The organism is Carnobacterium viridans (assembly GCF_900102725.1).
GTDB classification, from domain to species: domain Bacteria; phylum Bacillota; class Bacilli; order Lactobacillales; family Carnobacteriaceae; genus Carnobacterium_B; species Carnobacterium_B viridans.
The window spans coordinates 1,647,588-1,667,768 of the sequence record NZ_FNJW01000008.1; the positions used below are offsets into that span (position 1 = coordinate 1,647,588).

The following is a 20,181-nucleotide window of genomic DNA, read 5'->3' on the forward strand; positions in this document are numbered from 1 at the left end:
TCTTGGTGGAGCTTTACTGCTTAGAGATAAACCTGAAGATTTAGGAGCAGTAGCGTATGGTAAAGAAGAATCAACTGTCAAAGAACCGAACGCAGCAATGGTAACCAATGAATCAGAAGAAGCTGTACCTGAAGGATTAACTTTTGCTGAAGCAATCCGTTCACCTATCTTTTACTTTGCAGCAATTGCCTTTATCTCATTTGTAATGGTTAGTACATTTACCCAACAATTACAAGTATTCTTAGTTTCAACTGGAATTAATATCGTTCAAGTTGGTGCTATGATGTCTATGGCTTCAATTGCTATGATCATATCTAAGATTGCAATGGGATCTATAAGTGATAAAATTGGTTCGAAAACGACGTATATAGGCTTAGCGATTATCTTTACTACAGCCTTCATCATTTTCTTTTCAACAAGTTCGCCAATCATTTTATTCGTAGCGTTACTGATGTATTACATGTGTGCAGGTACTCCAAATGTTTTACATCAATTGATTACCTTAGATTTATTTGGGAAAAAAGACTTTACTGCAATTTGGGGAATGCTAGCCGTTGCAGCAAATATCGGTTTAGCCATTGGAAATCCAATTTTAGGTCTAATGTATGACTTAACTGAAACTTACCAATTAACCATTACTGTATGTATTGTATTGATGATCATCTGTATGGTATCGTTCTTCCTTGCAAATCATTAAAAAAAAAAAGAGGTCAAATTCGTTAAAAAATACGCATAATAAATTATAAGTAGAAAAAGTAGCCAACACTCAATTATTTTGAGTAATGGCTACTTTTTTTATGCTCTGCATTTTTTAGAGTATTAAAAATAAAGGCAGATAGTGTACCTGACATGAGAGCGTTACAATTATGTTGTGGTAAACAAAGGAATTCTATATAATTAATTTTAAGTAACAAATATATGAGTTTTTGGTGTGAGATAGTTTAGGATTTAAAAGAAATGAGGGTGAAGATGGACTGGAATAAGGAAATACAAGGCTTAGAAACTGATTTTTCTTCTTATATGGAAAGCGGAATTTACATCCATGATGGAATGAAACTGTTATTTAGCAAAAACAAAGAAGAGTTGTTTCCTTCAGCAAGCATTATTAAGCTTCCTATTTACCTCTACTATTATGAACAAGCAATTCAAGGCAGACTCAATTTAATGGATAGAGTGAATGTATCAAACAAAGGGCGTGCTAATGGCTCTGGAGTAATGCACGTTTTGACCTCCATTGAAGACTGGAGTGTTGAAGAACTCTTACAATTAATGATTGCTGTTTCAGACAATGAAGCGACAAATCAGTTGATTTCTTATGTAGGGTTAGAGAATTTACAAGCATGGATAAAAGAAAAAACATGGAATGAAGAAATAGCTTTAAGACGATACTTAATGGATTATGAGTCTGGTTTAGTCAATGAAGTGACACCACAAGGAGCTGTATCAGTTTTAAAAGAAATCATGGAACTTGGAAGTAATCATCCATTATGGGAAAAACAGATAGAAAAACCATTTTTATTGCAGCAGTTTCGAACAGGCCTTCCAGGATATTTAGATGAGAGAGAGATTCCTATTCTAGAGATGTTAAATAAGACTGGCGAAGATAATGAAATTCGTCATGATGTTGCTTTATTTCGGTATAACAATCAAATAGTATATATCGCTGCTTTAAATAAAAATGTAAAAGAAGAAGCAAAGGCAATTGAATGGATGCAAGAATTAGGAAAATTAGCGTTTAAATTTTTAACGAATGCGGTCTAACCAATATTTTTGCTAATAGAATTGGAACTTTGGCAGTAAGGGGAGAAGAACTAAATGAAAAAAATGGTTAACGTTGCTACAACTTTTTTATGGTCAAAAAATAAGGAACATCCGGTTCAGGAAAAAATAAAAAAACAACAGACAAAAAGACAGTTTTATACATTATCCGATGAGGAGGTTTTAAGCCTTTATAAGGATCGCTTGGTAGATTCAGAATTGCTTTATGGGGATATTGTTGAAGTCTCTGAAATTGTAGGAGAATACGCAAAGGTAACCGTTCTAAAACAAGCTTTTAAAAATGAACCTAAGGGATATCCCGGTTGGGTGATAGCTAAAGACCTTGTTCCTGTGCCACAGGAATGGTCAGAAGACTTAGAACAAATTGCTATCAATCAACCTACAGCAAAAATTCTATTTACTGAGGATAAACAAAGTTTTCAATTCGTTTCGATAGGGACGACGTTATCGTTACTGGAAGAGACACCTAGTCAGTACAAAGTTATTACACCAGATGGGATTGGATTTGTAGCAAAAGAAGATGCTCATTTAATTGAAAACTCTTCAATCAATGCTGCTGAACAACTCATTAGTCTCGCAAAATCATTTTTAGATTTGAGATATGTTTGGGCGGGGACAAGTGCTGCTGGATTTGATTGCTCCGGATTTGTCTATACCTTGTTTCGAACGTTTAATGTTTGGTTAAGCAGAGATGCTCAAGAACAAGTTTTTGAAGGAGAAGCTCATTCATATGAAGAAGCAATACCTGGAGATTTGTTGTTTTTTGCCTACCAAGAAGGTAATGGAGAAGTTCATCATGTAGGTATTTATCTAGGAGAGGATCAAATGATCCATTCACAAACTCCCGGATCAAAAGTAATCATAACAAAGCTTGAAGGAACTAATTACCAAAAAGAATTATGCGCAGTCAGGCGTTTTTTTTAAAGGAGAAAAAATAAAAAGAAGAGGAAAGGGTGAAAATAAATGAACAATCAAATAAAAGGTTTGGGAATACTTAGTTTAGCGGTTTTATTATCTGCATGCGGAAGTACAGAAACAAATGGATCATCAACAGAAAGCAATTCAGCTGATGGAGAAAAAAACTTAGCAGACACTCAAGAACTGCGGTTAACCGCTGCGTCAGAGATTCCCTCTATGGATACAGCTTTAGCAACTGATTTAACCAGTTTTACGGTTATGAACAATGTCTTCGAAGGATTATATGTTTTAGGACCAGATGCTGAGCCTGTTTTAGGGGTAGCGGCTGAAGAACCTACTATCAGTGAAGATGGAAAAACGTACACTTTTAAGCTACGAGAAGATGCTTTTTGGTCCAATGGAGAACCTGTAACAGCGGATGATTTTGTCTATGCCTGGCAAAAAGTTGCGGCACCTGAAACAGCCAGTGGATATGCGTATATGTTTGATGGGTTAATTCAAAATGCTACTGAGATTATCAATGACGAAATGGATCCAACTGAATTAGGTATCAAAGCGCTAAGCGATACCGAGTTAGAGATTACATTGATGCAGCCCACATCGTATTTTGATCAATTATTGACTTTGCCGTTTTTCTTTCCTCAAAATAGAGCATTTGCACAAGAACAAGGGGATGAATATGGGAGTACAAATGAAACGCTCGTTTATAATGGACCTTTTGTATTAGAAGGATGGAATCAAGCAAGCAGTGTTGGATGGACATTTGAAAAAAATGAAGATTATTGGGATGCTGACTCAGTTGTTTTAGACACAGTAACAGTTGATGTAATCAAAGAAGTAACAACTGAATTGAATTTATTTGAAAACGGCGAAACAGATATTGCCTTTTTATCTGGAAACTTTGTGTCGCAATATAGTGAAGATCCTAATTTTCACTCCTCACTAAATGCGACAACATTCTATATTGAAATGAATCATTTAAACAACGAAGAAACTACGGAACTAAGCAATGCAAATATTCGTTTAGCGATTGCATCTGCAATTGATAAAGATGGCTATGTTGATAATGTCTTACAAGATGGATCTGCTTCTATCGATGGATTTGTTCCAGCTGGTTTAGCCAGTAATCCTACAACAAAATCAGATTTCCGTGAAGATGCTGGAAATTTATTACCCTATGACTTAGAAAAAGCTACAGAAGCTTGGAATGCGGGGTTATCTGAATTAGGAACAGAGAGTATTGAATTAGAGTTGATTACCTCAGATACAGAAGATTCAAAACGTTTAGCTGAATATTTACAGGATCAATTGCAAAAGAATTTACCAGGACTGACGGTTACATTGAGAAGTATGCCTTTCAGTATGAAATTAGAAACAGTACGGGAAGGAAACTATGATATGGCTGTCAACTCGTGGATCGCTGACTTTGCAGACCCCATTAATTATGTAGAACGTTTTGATACAGACATCAATCGTATGAATTATTCGAATCCAGATGTAGATGCTTTAGTAGATATAGCAAAGGCGATATTCGATGATGACGAAGCACGTTGGGAAACGTTAGTAGAGATTGAGAAGGTTTCTTTAGGTGAAGATGCAGCTTTAGCACCGTTATACCAGTCAGCTGATTCTTACTTATTGAATCCAAAAGTTAAAGATTATTATAAAAGGGTTTTTGGTCCAGATAGTTACAAATGGACATGGATAGAAGCGGAATAAGTAAAAATAAGTCGGCCTATTTTTTAAACAAGATGCTGACCCCTAAAAGTTAGAGTTTTTATTGTATAGCTGATTGGCTGGTTTAAGTTCGGTATTCGACCAGACTCAAACCAGTCAGTTTTTCTTTTGACCGTACTTGAATAGACCCAATCGATGTATTTTTTAATTCTTCACAAAGAACAAGTTTTACCCCGTGATAGAGTTCTTGATTAAGGAAACCAACAGATTCTTTTTTCGGACTTCCATCATATCTTAACAAAAATAGGTTGACTTTAAGTTAGACTTACCTTATATTCAATTATAGACAAAATGAATCTGTAATTAAAAGGAAGAGCGATATGAAGTACTCAAAAGCAACAAATTATGCCTTACATTCTATGGTACATTTAGCAATGGAATCTACCTCTGGAGCAGTAAGGGTAGAAGATTTAGCTAAACGTCAAAAAATATCGCCCACTTATTTGTCAAAAATACTGACAAAATTAGCAAAAGCTGGATTGATCGCATCAACTCCGGGAGTAAAAGGTGGATACCGGTTACTGCGTTCACCAGAAGAATGTACATTTCTTGATATCATTCAAGCGATAGAAGGATATGAATCATTACTGAACTGTACGATGTCTCATGATGGTAAGTGGAATAGACACTGTTTAATCGAACGTGCAGTAGCTGATGCAGAAGATAAGCTGAAAGATGAACTTGCACATAAGACAATTGCGGATATTTTGAATCAAAGGCAAGAAAAAAATTAGTGTTCAGCTAATTTTTATTCTAATTATAGATATTAAAGGTCTTTAATAGAGTTTATAGGAGGAGTAAAGATGATAGACGTTGTTGTAATCGGTGGAGGACCAGCAGGAATGAGTGCAGCTTTAGTAGCTGGAAGAGGGAGAAAACAAGTGCTTCTTATCGATGAAGAAAAGCCAAGAAATGCTGTGACGAATGCAACGCATGCATTCTTAACGAGAGATGGCATTAAACCAGAAGCTTTCAGAGAAAAAGGTAGAAGAGATTTACTTAAATATCCAACCATTTCTATCAAAAAAGGTAAAATTCTATCCATTGAAAAAACGTTGGAAAGTTCATTTGAATTAACTACCGAGTCAGAGGAAATAATCAACACTAAAAATATCATTTTAGCTACAGGAGTGAAAGAGACACTTCCAGATGTTAGAGGAATTGAAACCTACTATGGAAGCAGTATTTTCTCTTGTCCTTTCTGTGACGGTTGGGAAATGAAAGATAGACCCCTAGTACTCATAGCAGAATCAGTTCAAGCTTTACATGTTACTAAATTATTGAAAAATTGGACGGATGATCTGATTGTGGCAACTAACGGAAATACAGTTTTTGATGATGACCAGAAAAGAGTTCTGGAAACAAACCATATTCGTCTAATAGAAGAAAGGATTGTTGAGTTAAAAGGTATAGGTGGAGAACTTCAAAGCATTGTCTTCGAAAGCGGAGAAGAAATCAAAAGAGCAGGTGGTTTCTGTACTACAGTATTGGAGAATAACTTTCCGTTCCTTGAGCAATTAGGGATAGAAGTCAACGAAGCAGGATTTATTATGACGGATATCATGGGACACACGAACATAAAAGGTATTTATGCTGCAGGAGAAATAACAGGACCCTCTCAATTGATTGTTTCTGCCAGCCAAGGTCATATGGCAGGTGCAGGGATTATAGCCGAATCTTGTGATGCAGCTTTTCAAGGCATATAAAAGGATTCAGAAAAAAAGAACGGAGTGGAAGCAATGGGACATATAAATCAATTCAATCAGCTAGCAGCAAATTATGATACGCCAAAGAATAGGGATATGGCGAAACGTTCTACCGATGCTATACGCAGTTTATTGGACAAAAATCATACGAAGACAGCTATAGATTTAGGTTGCGGTACAGGAAATGTAGGACTAGACTTGTTAGAGGAATTTGAATCTATGCTGTTTGTAGATGCATCTACAAACATGATCGAACAGGTAGAAAAAAAATTAGTAGATATAGATACAAAAAAAGCGACAGTACTATGTCTGGATATTGAAAAAGACGTTCAGTTTCCCTATAAAGTGGATACGATTATACTCTCTCTAGTATTACATCATATTTCAGATAGTCACCAGTTATTATTAAAACTTTATGAAGCTTTAAATGAAGGCGGACAATTGCTGATCATTGAGATGGAAAAACAAGAAGAAAATTCAAGCAACCACCACCATGGAATTGACAGATTAGTATTAGCTGCTACTTTAACAGAAGTAGGCTTTCAGAATATCCAGTCAGACATCTTTTATAATGCAAAAAAAGAGAGTGATGAACAAGGACTATCGAGATTTATCCTAAGTGCTAGAAAAAATTAAAATAAAGGGTGTTAATTCTTCAGATACAAAAATAATTCACTTTAAAAATTAACAGTAAATTCCATAAAATCAAGTATTGATAAAACAGGCCACAAGGATACAAATATCCTTGTGGCCTAAAACACATTATTTACATAGAATCATGTGTTTAGAAACTTGATAGTTTAAGCTTATTTTTGTTAAGTAGAATTACTTTTTGGATGAAACAGGTTTATACAAAGTGACGGAAAATAAAGAGGATAAGAGAATCGAAAAGATTAAATAGAAGTTGAAAAAAAAAGCTATTGGTTGTGATATATTTTCCTGAATGCTGATAATGGCACAAAAATAGATCTATACTATGAAGAATACGATTGAATCCGATGCAGTTCTTTTTATTAAAAAGACCTAAAATCTTCTTCTTTGTTATATGATGATGTAAGAAACGGATACTTTTTTTACGAAAACAAACTAAAAAAAATAAATATAGTAAATTTCTTTATAAAATTTAACCAAATCTGACATTTTGGAAAGGGAAGAAAATGATGGAAGAATCTATTTTTTTGTTGAAAAAGCTTAATAATGTTTATACGGATTATTATTTCTCTTATTGCGGTTTTGCTAAAACGGAGTCTAAACATAGTTTCGGACCAGCAATTCGTGATCAATATTTAATTCATATCATTCTAGAAGGAGAAGGCTATTATTCTATCAAAAATCAAAAATATTATCTAAGTAAAGGGCAAGGTTTCGTTATCCCGCCTAATGTCTCAACGTTCTATCAAGCAGATGAAAAAAATCCATGGAGCTACGTTTGGATGGGGATAGGCGGTAAAAATGTGGATCATTATTTAGAATATCTAGGCATCAATAATGATCATTTAGCATTTGATGTTATAAATTCAAACGATTTTAAAGCTACAGTATTCGAATGTTTTGCTTACGAACAGGATGATTTAATTAACGAAATCGTATTACAAAAACAAGCCTACAAATTTTTAGAATTACTTGTAAAGTCTTTAGCTATTCCTAAACAGGAAATTATCACAAAGAAAATGAACCCATATGTTAGCCAAGCATTAGAAATCATTAGTAAACAGGCACATAAAAATATCTCAATCGGAAGTCTCTCGGAACAATTATCTATCAACCCCAGCTATTTATCTCGTTTATTTAAAGCTGATATTGGAAGCTCAATCAAGGAATATATCAACGAAATCCGTCTTAATATAGGAAATGATTTATTATCTTCAACGGATTATTCAATACATGAAATAAGTGAACTCACTGGGTTTACTAGCTCTCAAACTTTTTCAAAAGCCTTTAAACAATCCCGCGGGGTTACTCCAAGTGCTTATCGAAAAAACAGAATAGGGATAGGAAAAATGAGACTGAAAAACCGGTAATCTAATATAAAAAAAGTCGCATTTGGCTTACTTTTGTTTGTGAAAAGCGCTTACTATATTGGTAAGCGCTTTTTATAATGGAGATAGTTAAAGAGGAGGAATATTAAGAATGGTAAAAAAACAACAAGCAACAATCACTTATCAATCTGAAATGAATCAATTTCATTTAAGCAATGGAGAAATCAGCTATTTATTTCAAGTTTCTTCAGATGAAAAGCTTTTACATTTGTATTACGGGAAAGCGCTACCGGAAAAGGATTACAGTTATTTAGTTGAAATGCACCATCGACCAATGACAACCTACCGACAAGAAAATGATCTCCTTTATTCTTTAGAACATTTAAAACAAGAATTTCCTGAATATGGTTCTACAGATTTTCGTCATCCAGCCATTTCTTTACGACAAGAAAACGGCTCAAAAATTAGTGATTTTACTTACCATAGTCACAAAATAACGAGTGGGAAACCAAGCTTAGAGAATTTACCTGCTACATATGTAGAGGATGAGAATGAAAGCAAGACATTAACGGTTACACTAAAAGATTCATTGACGGGTGTTGAAGTTGAATTACTCTATACTATTTTTAGCGAGTTGCCTATTATTACTCGAAGCGTTCGTGTTGTTAATAAGGGAAATCAAACACAAGCGATCGAACAAATTGCAAGTTTATCATTAGATCTGCCTGATGCTGAGTATGATTGGATGCAATTATCAGGTGCATGGGGTCGAGAAAGAACCATTAAAGAACGTCCATTACAACAAGGTATTCAATCAATTGAGTCTACAAGAGGAATCTCAAGTCACCAACATAACCCTTTTGTAGCGTTAAAAAGAAAAAATGCAGATGAATTTCAAGGAGAAGTTATTGGAGCATCTTTTGTCTATTCAGGGAACTTCTTAATTCAAGCAGAGGTTGATACATGGGATGTAACTCGTTTGCAGGTAGGAATTAATCCATTTGGTTTTGAATGGAAATTATTGCCTAATGAATCGTTCACTAGTCCAGAAGTAGTACTTGTCTATTCAGACACAGGTTTAAATGGAATGAGTCAAGCCTTTCATCAACTATTTAGAAAGCGCTTAGCTCGAGGCAATTGGAGAGAAAAAGATCGTCCTGTGTTGATTAATAATTGGGAAGCAACCTATTTTGATTTTGATGAAGAAAAATTGGTTAGCATAGCAGAGAAAGCTCATGATGTAGGCGTAGAATTATTTGTACTTGATGACGGATGGTTTGGAGAGAGAAACGACGATCGTGCTGGCTTAGGTGACTGGTTTGTTAATGAGAAAAGATTACCTAAGGGGATTGGCAGTTTAGCAGAAAAAGTACGTGACTTAGGACTGAAATTTGGATTATGGTTTGAACCGGAAATGGTTAATAAAGATAGTAAACTTTACAGAGAGCATCCAGATTGGTTGATTCATACACCTAACCGCAAAGAGAATCATGGTCGTAATCAATTTGTATTGAATTTCGGATTTGATGAAGTTGTAGATAATATTTTCAATCAAATGTGTAAAATTATCGATGAATCTAAATTAGACTATATCAAGTGGGATATGAACCGCCCATTGACAGATGTATATGATCATCGATTGGATATTAGACAGCAAGGAGAAGTTTTCCACCGTTATGTTCTGGGAGTGTACCGATTATACGAAATGTTAGTAACCAGATACCCGAATGTATTATTCGAATCTTGTTCTTCTGGTGGTGGTCGATTTGACCCGGGTATGTTGTATTATGCCCCTCAAACGTGGACAAGCGATGACTCAGATGCTATTGAAAGGTTGAAAATTCAATATGGTACAAGTTTATTGTATCCAATCTCATCTATAGGCGCACATGTTTCAATGGTTCCTAATCATCAAACTAATCGTATCACACCTATCGAAACACGAGGGAACGTTGCATTTTTCGGAGCGTTTGGTTATGAATTAGATTTAAATCAATTGACTCCACAAGAGTTAATAATTGTAGAAGAACAAATTAAATTTTATAAGAAACACCGTTCAACTATTCATAATGGTTCCTTTTATCGATTGCTTTCGCCATTTGACAATGATAATCAAACTGCCTGGATGGTCGTTAGCAAAGACCAAAAAACGGCGATTGTAGCTCACTATAAAGGTTTAAACGAAGTGAATCGTGCTTTCCAAAGAATGCAGCTGAAAGGATTGAATTCTCAATTTGATTACCAAATTAAGCAACAATCCTATTCTGGTACAGAATTGATGAACGCAGGATTAGTAATTACAGATTCTTCAAGCGGACAAATTATTGATCAAAATGATCAAACAGAAACACATGATTTTGATTCTAGGATATGGGTTCTTACTAAAGAGGAGAGATAGTAAATGAAAAATCCGAATAACGTACTACAAACAGTAGGAGTGCTAAGCATTTCGTTAATGCTTCCCAGCTCCCAAGCTATTAACGGTGTGATTCCTCAAATGAAAGAGGCTTTAAATATTTCGCAAAGTCAAAGCGAATTACTAGGAACAGCTCCTAGTATCACCGTTATTTTGTTTATCTTGTTATCTAGTTATGTTGCTGATAAGCTCGGTATGAGAAAGACAATTATTATTGGTTTATTATTAGCTGGTATAGGAGGAATTCTACCTGTCTTTGTAGCGAACTTTCCAATCGTATTAATTAGCAGAATTATTTTAGGAGCTGGGCTAGGATTATACAATTCTTTAGCAGTTACTTATATTAGCGCTTTATATACTGGAAACGCACGAGCATCATTATTAGGTATGAGAAGCTCTATGGAAGCAATTGGTCAAACTGTGTTGATTTTCTTAGCAGGTATATTAGTCAATATTAGTTGGACTGCTTCATTTAGTGTATATGCATTAGCCTTTCCGATAGCGCTTCTGTTTGCTTTAAGAGTTCCTGAAGTAAAAATTGAAAAGTCTGAAAGCGGTTCAGTTAAAGAAAAAATGAATCCAGCGGTATACGCGCTTGTATTGTTTGCGATCTTACTTGTAATGAATAGCATTGCAATATCTGTACGATTTTCTTCTATAGTCACAGAAATTAATGGTTCAGCATTTAACGCTAGTAATTATTTAGCTTTAATGCCGATATTAGGTATTGCTGCCGGATTTATCTTTGGTGCTGTTAATCGAACCTTCGGAAATAAAACAATGTATTTAGGAATTGGCTTCTTTATTCTATCAAACGTATTCATTGCTATGTCGAGTGGAAATATGGTCTTGCTGTTGCTAGGGTTATTTTTATCAAGTATTCCAGGCGCATGGTATTTTCCATTTATATTTAGTAATCTAGATAGAATTACGACAAAAAATACTGTGAATCTTGCTACATCGCTCATTTTTATTGGGTGTAACATAGGAAACTTTATTGCTCCGATCGCTATGAGTTTTACTCAAATGATTACGGGAAGCAACGAATTAACTGCTCCATTTTATGTTTTTGCTGTTTTGTTTATTCTCGTTCTTTTAGTAACGATTTTCGCTAATCAAAAGAGACCTCAAGAAAGAATTAAACAAGATATTTAAGGTTTTATGAATTATAGAATAAGCAAGTAAGATAAAAGGTTGTGTAAAGTATTTCAATCTACTCTATTATTTTGAAATCGCTATTTAAAGCATGTTGAAAAATAGTTAGAAGAGTGAGGCTCACTGCTTTTCTGGGTAAAAAGAGAGTTGGAGAATCCTATGTAAATAGGGTTCTTTTTTTCATCTTAAAAGCAAAGGAATTTAGAGATAGTTACCAATACGACACACACTATTGATAAAAAACTGAAAATAGACAAAATCCACTACATCTTATTGAAGTCGAATGAATGATTCGAGATTATCAAGCTATTGGTGCGTTATCCCTGAAAAGTTGTACTTATTCTCGATAATCCACGAATCAATCATGCTAAGCTAATTCAACTTCTTCTCGAAGAAAACAAACTCAAATCAAACTCCTTTATTAAACAAAAGAGTATCTTTTCAATCAGTGTCATTGTCATGTTGATTGTATTTAAACTACTGTTATAAATGGTGATTAAATAAAAAATTTCAGTTTAAGTTAAATTTTATGGACTCATTGTGAAAAAAATACGCGAAATGACAAGAAATCGATTACATTCTTTGAGGAAACACTAAGGTGAATCGCTTTACAAGTGTTTTTTTTAGCGGTACATTATGGATGAAACGCTTGAAAGCGTATTACATTATTGGAGGGAATAAAATGACGAAAGAATATATTATGTCGATTGATCAAGGTACTACTAGTTCTAGAGCAATCATATTTGATAAAGCAGGAAACCCCAAATGGAGTTCTCAAAAAGAATTCACTCAACATTTTCCTCAACCAGGTTGGGTAGAACATGATGCAAACGAAATTTGGGTTTCAGTTTTATCAGTCATTGCAGGCGTTTTGATTGAATCTGGATTAAAACCATCTGATATTGATAGTATTGGAATTACCAACCAACGTGAAACAACTGTTGTTTGGGATAAAGCAACTGGTAGACCTATTTATCGTGCCATTGTTTGGCAATCAAAACAAACGAATGATATTGCAGATCAGTTAAAAGAAGATGGGCATACAAAATTAATTAAAGATAAAACGGGATTAGTAATTGATTCCTACTTTTCAGCAACTAAAATTAAGTGGATCTTGGATCATGTTGAAGGATCAAGAGAACGTGCTAAAAAAGGTGAACTGTTATTTGGGACAATCGATTCTTGGTTGGTTTGGAGATTAACAGGTGGAAAAGCACATGTTACTGATTATTCAAATGCTAGTCGTACGATGCTGTTTAATATTTATGATCTTAAATGGGATGAAGATATTTTAGCATTATTAGATATACCAAAAGAAATGCTTCCAGAAGTAAAATCTTCTTCAGAAATTTATGGCAAAACAATCCCAGAACATTTCTATGGTGGACAAATTCCAATTGCCGGTATGGCTGGTGACCAACAAGCTGCTTTATTCGGTCAGGTAGGATATGAAAAAGGAATGGTTAAAAACACTTATGGTACAGGTGCTTTTATTATTATGAACACCGGAAAAGAACCCATTAAATCAGATAATGGATTGCTTACATCAATTGCTTACGGTTTAAACGGTGAAATCACTTACGCCTTAGAAGGTAGTATTTTTGTTGCTGGATCAGCACTTCAATGGTTAAGAGACGGAATGAGAATGTTTAGAACGGCTCCAGAATCAGAAGAGTATGCTAAAAAAGTAGAGTCAACAGAAAATGTGTATGTCGTACCAGCATTTACAGGGTTGGGAGCCCCTTATTGGGATCAAGATGCTCGTGGAGCGGTCTTTGGTTTAACACGTGGGACAACGAAAGAGCACTTCATCAGAGCAACACTTGAATCGTTAGCTTACCAAACAAAAGATGTTGTAGATACAATGAACAAAGAATCAGGTATTCCAATTAAAACATTGCGTGTGGATGGTGGAGCATCAAAAAATGACTTTTTAATGCAATTCCAAGCGGATATTTTAGATACTAAAATCGAACGTTCTAAAATCAGTGAAACAACAGCTTTAGGTGCTGCTTATCTTGCAGGATTGGCAACTGGATTCTGGAAGGACCAAGATGAGATAAAAAAATACTGGGAAAAAGATGCGACATTTGAACCAAATATGGAAGAAGAAGAGCGTGAAGATTTGTATGCCGGTTGGCAATCAGCTGTAGCAGCTACTCGAGTGTTCAAACATAAATCTAAAAGAAAAAATAAATAAAATCCAGCGAAAATAAATCGTTTCGCGAATAAGTGATATGGAAAATCAGTCCACTTTTCCGTGAAACGGCTCTACACGAATAAATGAGGAATCAAACTATTGCCACTTTTCCATAAAAGTTGATTCCTTGGAAAAGTGGAGCAAAAAAACTTGCCATTTCCTGAAAAAGGAGATGGCAAGTTTTTTTAGGTTCGTTTGAATGGTAAGATCTTAGTCAAAATCTATAGAAGAGTTGTCTTCTGTAATCGTGCTGTTTTCTTGACGTTCATGCAGTTTTTTCATAACAAAACGTGCAGGTGGTTGAGCAATCAAAAGCTCACAGAATAAAGCAATTGAAAAGTTTCTAGGCCAATGTGATAAGGTTTCAAATAAAGATAAGTTGAAACCTTTTCCAATCATAGTGCCAATGAATGTCATAATCAATGACATCCCAATAACAGTAAAAAAGATGGTGAATAATATTCTTGCATTAAATCCATCGGTATCATCGGAAAAAGTGTGCACTAATTTTTCTGCAATTCGTCCAATAACGAGTACTTCTAGCAACATGGCAATGATCAAGATAATGGGAAAAGACTTTAGAATAATCATGAATACTTCTGTATCAAGCTTTCCAAATTCTAGTCCAATGTTTACTGTGCTCATAATAAGAACAGTTATCGTACAAATAATAAGACCGTATAACATTCCTTCTTTAGCATTGTGCGGCAATCTGTTTTCTTTAACTTCTTTGATAGTGAAGAACTCCTTTTTTGTGTATCTATAAAAAGTGTATCAGAAAGTATACCTCTTTCGTAAGTAAAACTTTCATGAAAATTACATGAAAGTTTCAATATATTTTAACCAAATTAAAGAACCGCTCTTCATTATAGAAAGCGGTTCTCAATTAAATAATATTATTTTATTTTTAAGGTGTTCAATTGTTCTTCAATAGCATCTAATGGAGCTTCCGCTTGCAATAAAGCAGCTGCAGTATAGGCACTTTCGATTAACGCAGTGTCGTATAAGTTAACGGTCTTATCAGAGGTTTCAATTGCTAGTTCTAAATTCATTTTAGCGCTACCTAGATCATAAAAAGCCAGAACCGTTTCTTCTTCAAATGAAGATAAAGCTTCTTCAATTCGATCAAAGCTAGTTCCAATTCCGCCTTCTGGAGTTCCACCAGCACTTTTAACAGTGACATCTTTAGCAACTTCACTAATTAATTTAGCTAAACCGTCCGCAATTTCGTTTACATGAGAAACTAACAAGACACCGTATTCTTTACTCATCGTAGACACCTGCTTCCATCATTGTTTTAAATAAATAACTGCTTGACATAGCACCCGGGTCAATATGACCGATAGAGCGATCGCCTAAATAAGAGGCACGACCTTTAGTAGCTTTTATGTCTTTCGTTTTCTCAACAGTTTCTTCAATAAAAGCACTCGTTAACGTTTTTGATTTTACAGCTTCAACAACCGGTATCCATTCATCGACCATAGTTTTTTCTCCTGCTACGGCTTTTCCACGTTTTTGGATGCCTTCTAATCCGGCTTCTAAGACGGTTGCTAGGTCATCGTTGTCTTGGCTAGCCTTGGCCATGCCAATAAAAGCAGAGCCTAGTAGTGGGCCTGAAGCGCCTCCTACTTTACTAACTAAAGTCATTCCAGTTACTTTAAGAAGATCGGGTAACGTTTCAGGATTTTTAGTTTGCAATGCTTCAGTTAATGCATTAGCTCCGCGAGCAAGGTTGTTTCCGTGGTCACCATCACCAATAGCCGTATCTAGTTCGCTAAGATAATCTTTGTTTTCTAAAATTTGTTCAATAAAAAGATCAATCCACTTTCTTGCTGTTTCTTGAGTTAACATAAGTTTTTTTTCCCCTTTCTTTACCAAGCAATGGTTGTTACGGGTGTATTTAAATACTCTAACCAACTAGAATCTTCCAGTTTGACTAAGGTTAAAGAAAGACCTTCCATATCGATAGAAGTCATGTAGTCGCCAACTTTTCTGAAGGCTAACGTTAATCCTTCGTCCGATAATAACTGTTTCACATCATTCATAAAAATAAATTGTTCCATTAATGGAGTTCCACCCATACCATTTACTAAAACGGCAAAAGAATCTCCTTTTTCCCATTGAAATTCTTTTTTTAATTGATTCACAAGTTCTTTAGCTAATGCAGCAGAAGGTTGAAGTTTTTCTCTACGGTAACCTGGTTCGCCGTGAATTCCTACGCCAAATTCAATTTCGTCAGCTTCTAATTCAAATCCTGGTTTGCCAACTTCTGGCACAGTAGCAGGATTTAATGCAACACCTAAAGATTTTACAGTGGGGATAAGTTTGTCTGCTAATGTTTTAATTTCTGTTAAAGATAAGCCTTTTTCGGCAGCGGCACCTAAAATTTTATGGACCAAAACAGTACCAGCAATACCACGTTTTCCAGCAGTATACGTACTGTCTTCAACGGCGATATCATCATCTACTACAATATAATCAACTTCAATATCTTCCATTTCCGCTAACTCTTTAGCCATATCAAAGTTCATAACGTCTCCAGAATAATTTTTAATAATTAAAAAGACACCTTTACCTTCATCGCTAGCTTTAATACCTTCTAATATTTGGTCAGGAGTTGGAGAGGTGAAAACCTCACCACAAACGGCAGCCGACAACATTCCTTTTCCGACAAAACCAGCATGAGAAGGTTCATGTCCACTTCCGCCACCACTCACTAAACCAACTTTTCCAGTGTGTTCAACTTTACGGTGAATGACAGATGTTTCAGGTAAGCGTTCAACTAAATCTTCATAGGCAAAAGCTAAGCCATTCAGCATTTCATCTAAAATATTTGATGGATCATTGATGATTTTTTTCATTTTTTCCAGACCCCCTGAGAGTTTTCTAATTGACTTCATTATTATTGTAACCGTTATTAACGCAAAGAACAAAGCAAACGATTAGTGGAGATGACTAAATAGCCGATGAAAAAAAAGGGCTGGTTTCAAGCTGTTTTGGTATACTAGTAATAGATGCAAATCGTTATGTTAAAATTGCAACGTATTTAGAAATCAGGTTAACGACATTAGATATCGAATTGGTGCCAATTCAAAAACTGCCTTTATTATCCGTTGTTAAAGAAGACATGTTAGAATATTTTAAAGAGTAATTTTTAATCAATCAAAAATGGAGGCCAATAATGAAAACTCTAGTGATCCTATCTCATCCTGAAATTAAGGAGTCAGGAAGTCAGCAGTATTTGCTGAGTTCGATTCCTGAAAATAAAAATATTACCGTTCATCATTTGGAATCCATTTATCCTGATTTCAACATAGACGTAGAAAAAGAACAAGAGCTATTAAAAAGACACGATCGAATCATTTTTCAGTTTCCTTTTTACTGGTATACAGCTCCTGCATTATTGAAAAAATGGCAAGATGATGTACTGGCAGATGGTTTTGCTTATGGTAAGAAAGGGAAAGCATTAATCGGAAAAGAATTTGGGTTAGTATTGAGTATTGGTGTGAAAAAAGAAGAATACCAAGCTGGAGGACGTGAAGGATTCAGTATTGATGAGTTGACAAAACCCTTTCAAGCGATGGCATTGAAGACTGGAATGACGTTTCTTAAAACATTGCCTATTTTTCAATTTAGTTATTTAACAGAAAATCAAAAAATGAGTCTATTGATTCGCTATCAACAATATTTAACTCGTGAAAAAGATGATAGTTTAGAAGCTCGAGAAAGATGGTTCATCCAAGAATTATCAGAGACGGATGTGACTAAATTAAATAATGGCGATCAATTCGTTCTAGACCAAGCAATTGAATTTATAGAAGAAAATAGAGATACAATAGATGAATTGAAGATTGTTTTAGATCAAATGAAATAGCTTGTTAAGGAGGTCGGTAAATGAAATGGAACAAAAAGAGTGGTTGATTCAAGAATTGGAACGATTAATCCAAACAAGTCGCGATTACAAGCAAAAAGCTTTATTAAAAGCTGTAATTGCTTTAATTGATGAGCAAGTTGAACGAATTAGACAAATGGAAGGCGAATTGGATGGAACCTTATGGAGTCCACGCAATTGGAATGAGTAAGACAAAAAAAAGGCAACCTTAAACAGGGTTGCCTTTTTTTTTATAGAAAGAACTGAGTTTTACTGTTGGGCTAATTCTCAAACTTTTGTACAAATAGAATCTATAAAGAAGCGGTCATGAGAAACGATAATAAATAAAGGAACCATTCTATTCTTTCAGTTTTGATCGGACATAAGAATAGTTTCCTAGATATCTTACAAGGTGCTCATTTTGTAAAAGATAGGTTGTATCAAAAAATTTATCTAAAAAATAGCGGTCATGTGAAACAGCAATAATCGTTCCTTTAAACTGACTTAAGGCTTCTTCAATCATTTCTTTAGAATCAATATCCAAATGGTTAGTAGGTTCATCTAATATAAGAACGTTATGATTTAAATGAACGAGCTGTGCCCATCTTAAACGCATTCTTTCCCCACCAGATAGTTGATTCATTTTTTTAAAGACATCTTGTCCGTAAAATAAAAACTTTGCTAAAATATGCCTAGCTTCACCTTCTGAAACGGAAATTTTATCACGAAACTCTTCAATCACTGTAAATTGAGAAGACATTTCAAAGGCATGTTGGGAAAGATAGCCGATAGATAGAGAAGAACCTACTTCAACGCTTCCAGTATCCGGTTGGATTTTTCCGAGTAATAGATTTAATAAAGTACTTTTCCCAGTTCCGTTTGCCCCAACAATGGCGATACGATCTTGATAGTGAACGTGAAGTTCAAGATTTTCAAATAATTTCTTCTCTCCATAGTGTTTACTGACTCCATTTAGCTGAAAAAGATTTTTACTAGAGCGCTTTTTAGTCGTTAATTGGACCTCCATTTTATGTTGTTCAAGAAGTGGTTTTTTGACTAACTCAATTCTAGCTAAAGCCTTTTCCATATTTTTTGCACGGCGGTGCATTGCATCGCTGGGTGGATTAGAACGGTTTGCCCATTCTTTTAAGCGTTTGATGGATTCTTTCATTTTTTTTATTTTTTTCTGTTGATCTTGATACTCTTGAAATTCGTTTAATAGTCGTTTCTCTCGTTCCTTAACATAATCAGAATAATTCCCAAAATAATAATGTAGTTCTCCTTGTTCGATCTCAACGATTTCTTGTACAACATCATCTAAAAAGTAGCGATCATGTGAAACGATGATGATTGCTCCATCATAGTTCTTCACGAACTGAGTCAACCATTCAATAGCTAGAATATCTAAATGATTTGTGGGTTCATCCAGCAAAAGTAAATCAGGGTGTTCCAGTAAAATTTTTGCTAAACCAACTTTTGTTCGTTCTCCGCCACTCAAAGTTTTCCACTCTTCTTCCAGTAGAGCATCAATATGCAAACCACTTGTTACGCGACGAATGGAAGCATCTACCTCATATCCGCCAAGTTCTTCAAAATCTTGCTGCAATTGTCCATATTGATCTAAAAGCTTTTCTAAAGGAGCGTTAGGGTCTGCCATTTTTAAACTGAGTTGCTCCATTTTATTCTCTAAAAGAAAAATATCAGCGAAGCTTTTTGCTAAAATTTTATAGACTAACAAATGATCGTCTTGTTTTGGAAGTTGAGCAAGCATGCCAACGGTTAAGTTTTTTTGCCAAGAGATCATGCCATTACTAGGTTGCTCAATACCAGCAATAAGCTTGAGTAAGGTTGTTTTTCCTTCACCATTTTGTCCAATCAAACCAATTTTTTTTGAAGTAGTGATATCTAGACTTAAATCGCTAAAAATCGTGTTAGCTCCATAAGATTGTGTTACATTTTTCATATTAAAAAGACTCATTTTTCATTCCTCCGTTTACCGGAAACAGCAAAAAAAGAGAGGGAAAAAGACCTCTCTTTTTAGAAACAACGGTGTATAAAAAGACTCCTTAAAGAAGTTCCACGTGTCGTAAAAAGATGCTTTTTCTGGCTTTTCCATTTTAATTTAGTTAAAAAAGGGCATACTTCACCAATTTTTACTAAAAAGCGGAAAATTCGGCACGGATAACATACAAAAATACTATTTCTTTATTTGTTATCACGTTCCAACCAGTCATTAACATCTCTTCACCTCCTTAAATTCTAATCATTTATTCATTATAGTATACTATAGAATTGGCATTAGTAAAAGAAGTTGTGAAAAATTAACTTAATAATGATAAAACCAATAGAAAACTAGTTTTTATTTTTTTGCTACTAGGTAAATCTTTGTGAATTTTGGTATCGATTGTTTGTAAAAAACA

Annotated in this window: 19 protein-coding genes; 13 read left to right on the forward strand and 6 right to left on the reverse strand. The window is 34.8% G+C overall.

What is annotated here, in order from left to right; genetic code table 11:
• Nucleotides 1–97: 97 nt before the first annotated feature.
• The 4 genes from BLT48_RS09410 (at nt 98) to BLT48_RS09425 (ending at nt 4,416) form a co-directional block, all read left to right on the forward strand.
• Nucleotides 98–697, forward strand: a complete 600-nt coding sequence (locus BLT48_RS09410; protein WP_226776532.1) for an MFS transporter — start codon at nt 98–100, stop codon at nt 695–697.
• Between the two features lie 272 nt (nt 698–969).
• Nucleotides 970–1,761, forward strand: a complete 792-nt coding sequence (locus BLT48_RS09415) for a serine hydrolase (RefSeq protein ID WP_051923356.1) — start codon at nt 970–972, stop codon at nt 1,759–1,761.
• A gap of 54 nt (nt 1,762–1,815) precedes the next feature.
• Nucleotides 1,816–2,703 carry a C40 family peptidase gene (locus BLT48_RS09420; RefSeq protein ID WP_035021051.1) on the forward strand — a complete coding sequence of 296 codons (888 nt, stop codon included), beginning with the start codon at nt 1,816–1,818 and terminating at the stop codon, nt 2,701–2,703.
• 39 nt (nt 2,704–2,742) lie between these two features.
• Nucleotides 2,743–4,416: a peptide ABC transporter substrate-binding protein gene (locus BLT48_RS09425; RefSeq protein WP_035021053.1), complete on the forward strand. Its 1,674-nt coding sequence runs from the start codon at nt 2,743–2,745 to the stop codon at nt 4,414–4,416.
• Nucleotides 4,417–4,498: 82 nt separating this feature from the next.
• On the opposite strand, the gene BLT48_RS13905 is transcribed toward BLT48_RS09425, so the two are convergent.
• On the reverse strand, nt 4,499–4,675 hold the full coding sequence (locus BLT48_RS13905) for a hypothetical protein (protein WP_176944110.1): 177 nt from the start codon (nt 4,673–4,675) through the stop codon (nt 4,499–4,501).
• Nucleotides 4,676–4,754: 79 nt separating this feature from the next.
• On the opposite strand from BLT48_RS13905, the gene BLT48_RS09430 reads away from it, so the two are divergent.
• The 7 genes from BLT48_RS09430 (at nt 4,755) to glpK (ending at nt 13,890) form a co-directional block, all read left to right on the forward strand.
• Nucleotides 4,755–5,168: an RrF2 family transcriptional regulator gene (locus BLT48_RS09430; RefSeq protein WP_035021054.1), complete on the forward strand. Its 414-nt coding sequence runs from the start codon at nt 4,755–4,757 to the stop codon at nt 5,166–5,168.
• A 69-nt stretch (nt 5,169–5,237) separates the two neighbouring features.
• Entirely contained in the window at nt 5,238–6,140 is a 903-nt protein-coding gene (locus BLT48_RS09435; RefSeq protein ID WP_089977515.1) for an NAD(P)/FAD-dependent oxidoreductase, read from the forward strand.
• A gap of 33 nt (nt 6,141–6,173) precedes the next feature.
• Nucleotides 6,174–6,776 (forward strand): class I SAM-dependent DNA methyltransferase, encoded by a 603-nt coding sequence (locus BLT48_RS09440; RefSeq protein WP_176944111.1) that lies wholly within the window; start codon nt 6,174–6,176, stop codon nt 6,774–6,776.
• A gap of 524 nt (nt 6,777–7,300) precedes the next feature.
• The gene (locus BLT48_RS09445) at nt 7,301–8,161 is read left to right on the forward strand and encodes an AraC family transcriptional regulator (RefSeq protein ID WP_035021060.1); all 861 of its coding nucleotides are present in this window, start codon (nt 7,301–7,303) and stop codon (nt 8,159–8,161) included.
• Nucleotides 8,162–8,270: 109 nt separating this feature from the next.
• Nucleotides 8,271–10,517 (forward strand): alpha-galactosidase, encoded by a 2,247-nt coding sequence (locus tag BLT48_RS09450; protein ID WP_089977523.1) that lies wholly within the window; start codon nt 8,271–8,273, stop codon nt 10,515–10,517.
• Nucleotides 10,518–10,520: 3 nt separating this feature from the next.
• Complete coding sequence (locus BLT48_RS09455) at nt 10,521–11,690, forward strand: MFS transporter (protein WP_089977527.1); 1,170 nt, start codon at nt 10,521–10,523, stop codon at nt 11,688–11,690.
• Between the two features lie 682 nt (nt 11,691–12,372).
• On the forward strand, nt 12,373–13,890 hold the full coding sequence (gene glpK, locus BLT48_RS09460) for a glycerol kinase GlpK (protein ID WP_035024040.1): 1,518 nt from the start codon (nt 12,373–12,375) through the stop codon (nt 13,888–13,890).
• A 210-nt stretch (nt 13,891–14,100) separates the two neighbouring features.
• On the opposite strand, the gene BLT48_RS09465 is transcribed toward glpK, so the two are convergent.
• From BLT48_RS09465 to dhaK, 4 genes are all read right to left on the reverse strand, one after another.
• A complete protein-coding gene (locus BLT48_RS09465) occupies nt 14,101–14,601 on the reverse strand; it encodes a DUF2798 domain-containing protein (protein ID WP_226776531.1) in 501 nt (166 codons plus the stop codon).
• Nucleotides 14,602–14,786: 185 nt separating this feature from the next.
• Nucleotides 14,787–15,161, reverse strand: coding sequence for a dihydroxyacetone kinase phosphoryl donor subunit DhaM (gene dhaM / locus BLT48_RS09470; protein ID WP_089977531.1), 375 nt, complete (start codon nt 15,159–15,161; stop codon nt 14,787–14,789).
• The gene (gene dhaL / locus BLT48_RS09475) at nt 15,154–15,741 is read right to left on the reverse strand and encodes a dihydroxyacetone kinase subunit DhaL (RefSeq protein WP_089977534.1); all 588 of its coding nucleotides are present in this window, start codon (nt 15,739–15,741) and stop codon (nt 15,154–15,156) included. Before dhaL ends, dhaM begins: the two co-directional genes overlap by 8 nt.
• A gap of 20 nt (nt 15,742–15,761) precedes the next feature.
• Nucleotides 15,762–16,751: a dihydroxyacetone kinase subunit DhaK gene (gene dhaK / locus BLT48_RS09480; protein ID WP_089977537.1), complete on the reverse strand. Its 990-nt coding sequence runs from the start codon at nt 16,749–16,751 to the stop codon at nt 15,762–15,764.
• A gap of 320 nt (nt 16,752–17,071) precedes the next feature.
• On the opposite strand from dhaK, the gene BLT48_RS09485 reads away from it, so the two are divergent.
• Nucleotides 17,072–17,764 carry an NAD(P)H-dependent oxidoreductase gene (locus tag BLT48_RS09485; RefSeq protein ID WP_089977541.1) on the forward strand — a complete coding sequence of 231 codons (693 nt, stop codon included), beginning with the start codon at nt 17,072–17,074 and terminating at the stop codon, nt 17,762–17,764.
• Nucleotides 17,765–17,789: 25 nt separating this feature from the next.
• A complete protein-coding gene (locus BLT48_RS09490) occupies nt 17,790–17,972 on the forward strand; it encodes a hypothetical protein (protein ID WP_013709808.1) in 183 nt (60 codons plus the stop codon).
• A gap of 147 nt (nt 17,973–18,119) precedes the next feature.
• Here BLT48_RS09490 and abc-f read toward each other — a convergent pair whose 3' ends face one another.
• Nucleotides 18,120–19,739 (reverse strand): ribosomal protection-like ABC-F family protein, encoded by a 1,620-nt coding sequence (gene abc-f, locus BLT48_RS09495; protein WP_089977544.1) that lies wholly within the window; start codon nt 19,737–19,739, stop codon nt 18,120–18,122.
• Nucleotides 19,740–20,181 lie beyond the last annotated feature (442 nt).